We start from the raw sequence: 3,147 nt of genomic DNA, 5'->3' as shown, positions 1-3,147 counted from the left end.
CGACGGCGACCTCCAGGTCCAGCCGGCGCGCCTGCAGCTCGGCGTGGCGCTGCGCCCTGCGCCGCTGGCGGGCCAGCGAGCGCACCTTGGACTCCACCTCCGCGACCAGGTCGCCCAGGCGCTGCAGGTCGCCCTCGGCCTGCTCCAGCCGGCGCTGCGCGGCGCGGCGGCGGTCCTTGTACTTGCCGATCCCCGCCGCCTCCTCGAAGAGGGAACGCCGCTCCTCGGCGCGCTCGCTCAGCATGGAGTCGATCATCCCCGCCTCGATCACCGCGTAGGCGTTGGCGCCCAGCCCGGTGTCCCGCAGCAGGTCGTGGATGTCACGCAGGCGGCAGGCGTTGCGGTTCAGCGAGTACTCGCTCCCCCCCTCCCGGAAGACCTTTCGGGTGATCTCGATCTCGCTCTGCGGGAGCGCCACCCGGCCGTCCTCGTTGGAGAAGACGAGCGACACCTCGGCGAAGTTGAGCGGACGGCGCTTAGTGGTCCCCTGGAAGATCACCTCCTCCATCCGGGCGCCGCGCACGACGCTCGCCCGCTGCTCGCCCATCACCCAGCGGATGGAGTCGGCGACGTTCGACTTCCCGCACCCGTTGGAGCCCACGATGGCGGTGACGCCGTCGCGGAACTCGATCGTGGTGCGGTCGGCGAACGACTTGAAGCCGTGCAGCCGGAGGGACCGCAGCCTCATCTCGGCGCGGGCGCGGGGGCTCCTACGCGCTCCACCAGGCGCGCCTCGATCCCCCGGTCGGCCAGGATGCGCCGCATCCCCTCGGCGCTGGCGCTGTCGCGGAAGGCGCCGCCGTACACCCGCCAGCGCTCGCTCCCGTCCGCGTACGGGACGGCGACCGCGTACGAGGGGACCTCCGCCCGCAGGAGCGAGTCCGAGCGCGCCTGAGCCGCGGCGCGGTCGGCGACCTCGCCGAGGTCGAAGGCGAGCGGGGTGAACTGCATCATGCTCCACGCCCCCTGCGCGTCCGAGGCCTCCACCACGCGCGCCTCCACCAGCAGCTCCCGGAGCGCCGCGGCCTCCACGGTGTCGCGCAGCATCCCGGCGAGCACCTTGTAGTACACGACCCCTTCCACCGGCTCAGGGGAGACGTAGAGCGGGACCCCGGAGAGCCGCGCGGAGTTGCCCTCCACCATCTGCCGGGCGGCGCGGAGCGAGGCGAACGCCTTGGCCTGCACCGAGTACGGGAGCGCCTCGCCCGCAGGGGCGGCTGCCGGAGCCGGAGCCCGCCGCTCCGCCGTGGCGGCCGCGGGCGCCGCCTCGCCCCCGGACCCGCCGGTCCCCAGGAAGCCGTCGAGGAGCCCGGGGTTGGCCGCCAGCAGGAGAGAGCCGGCGGCGTAGAACAGCACCGCTCCCAGTACCACCAGCAGGACGGGCCGGAGCCACTTCCGCCGTTCCGGCCCCACCACCACCTCCTCGCGCCCGCGCTCCGCAGGCGCCGCGGGCGGCGGGTCGCGGAGGTCCACCGCCCGCGACTTCACGGCGCCGGGCGGCAGGGTGCTCGCCGGGATCCCGGCCGCGTACTCGCCGAGCAGCGGATCCGCGCGCTCTTCGTACGGGTCGGTCCAGGGGATCACCGCCGGCGGCACCTCCACACGGGGCCCGCCCGCGCCGGAGGCCTCGTCCGCCACGAGAGTCCCGTCGGACGCGGTCTCCGACGGGGCTTCCTCCTCCAGCAGGGTGTAGTCGTCCGGCCCGGCGTCTTCCTCATGCAGGGTGTAGCCGTCGTCCGGCGGGGCAGCCTCTTCCTCGGGGACGACCTCGTCCACGAAGAGGGCGTCTCCCCCGGGTGCGACGTCCCCGACGAGGGCGGCATCCTCCGCGAGCGTGGCGCCCGGCGGAGCCACGACGGCGCGCACCTGCAGCCCGGCGGGGAGCCGGTCGCGCAGCTCGGGGTCCGGCTCGCCCAGCACCAGGGCGGGCGGGGCCCACCCGGCCAGCGAGGCGAGCCCCGGCGAGCCGGCGGGGACGAAGAGGAGGAGGGTGGCGTGCGCGTCGCTGAACCCCGCCGCGATCCGCGGCCAGCGGGAGTGGCGGAGCACCGTCTCCGGCTCGGCGGCGTAGGTGCCGGCGGAGATCAGGTAGAACCCGCGGCCGGGAATCGGACGCGCCGTGCGGGCCAGCGAGGCGCCGTACAGGAACACGTCCACGATGCCGTCGAGGTTCTGCACCCCCACGCGCTCGTGCAGCACCGGATCGTCCAGGTGCAGGTCGGCCAGTACCACCCTTCGTCCCGCGCGCGCCCAGCCGGCGGCGAGCGCCACCGCCGCGTCCGCGGCCCAGGCCCGGTCCCGCGCCGCGTCCACCAGCAGCACCACCGGCTCCGGCGGCGCGGCGGCCCACTCCAGCTTAGCGGGGAGGGAGCCGGAGCCGGGGTCCAGGTGGTGGACGGGCGGCAGCGCCGTACCGCCGGGGAGGGTCGGGGGGAAGTCGCTCATGTCGATACGGAGGTCCCCTTCCGGGGGCGAGGGTGCGGACACCGCTACGGGGCGCGCTGCGACGAGGGAGCGGGCGACACGGGAGAACGGGAAAAGCTACAGACGGACCCGCGCCTCCCGCAAGCACTTCCGCCGCGGGAGAGGGGGTCCGGGAGGTGTGTCCACGGCCGGAAGCTCAGGAGGCCGGGGAGCCGGACTCCTCGGGAGCGACGTGGTGCTGGGGCGCGTCCCCCCAGAGCCGCTCGAGCTGGTAGAACTCGCGGGCGGCCGGGTGGAAGACGTGCACCACGAAATCGAAGTAGTCCACCAGCACCCAGCGGCCGCCGCGGAGGCCCTCGACGTTCACGGGCCGGACGCCCTCGTTCTTCAGCTCGCCGATGAGGTTGTCGGCGATCGCCGTCACGTGCGTGTCCGACCGGCCGGTGGCGATCACGAACCAGTCCGTGGCGCTGGACAGCCGGTCTAGGTCCAGCACGACCACGTCCGTGGCCTTGCGGTCGAGGAGGAGGTCCACGGCCCGCCGGACCTGCTGCGGGACCTTGAGGGCTTCGGGCGCGACTGCGGCTTCGCTCATCCGGGCGCGGGGTGCGGTCGTCGTGGTTGAAAGCTGCACGTGTCCGCGGAAGGTGCGGGACACGGCATGGAACGGCAAGATAGGGACCATCCGCGGGGCAGGAAGCAGCGTGGGGGGGGCCCCCCCCC

Annotated in this window: 3 protein-coding genes; all 3 read right to left on the bottom strand. The window is 74.6% G+C overall.

Going from position 1 to position 3,147, the window contains the following annotated elements; all coding sequences use genetic code 11:
• Positions 1-688: AAA family ATPase (locus tag VGR37_07900; GenBank protein HEV2147312.1), on the bottom strand; the 688-nt coding region annotated here is incomplete at its 3' end.
• Positions 685-2,445: a hypothetical protein gene (locus tag VGR37_07895; protein ID HEV2147311.1), complete on the bottom strand. Its 1,761-nt coding sequence runs from the start codon at positions 2,443-2,445 to the stop codon at positions 685-687. The genes VGR37_07900 and VGR37_07895, both read right to left, overlap by 4 nt.
• A gap of 175 nt (positions 2,446-2,620) precedes the next feature.
• Positions 2,621-3,019, bottom strand: a complete 399-nt coding sequence (rsfS, locus tag VGR37_07890; protein HEV2147310.1) for a ribosome silencing factor — start codon at positions 3,017-3,019, stop codon at positions 2,621-2,623.
• Positions 3,020-3,147: the final 128 nt, after the last annotated feature.

This window comes from Longimicrobiaceae bacterium (genome assembly GCA_035936415.1).
In the GTDB taxonomy this organism is placed as follows: domain Bacteria; phylum Gemmatimonadota; class Gemmatimonadetes; order Longimicrobiales; family Longimicrobiaceae; genus JAFAYN01.
The sequence above is the reverse complement of the archived record's forward strand: the minus strand, read 5'-3'. Positions and strand labels throughout refer to the sequence as shown.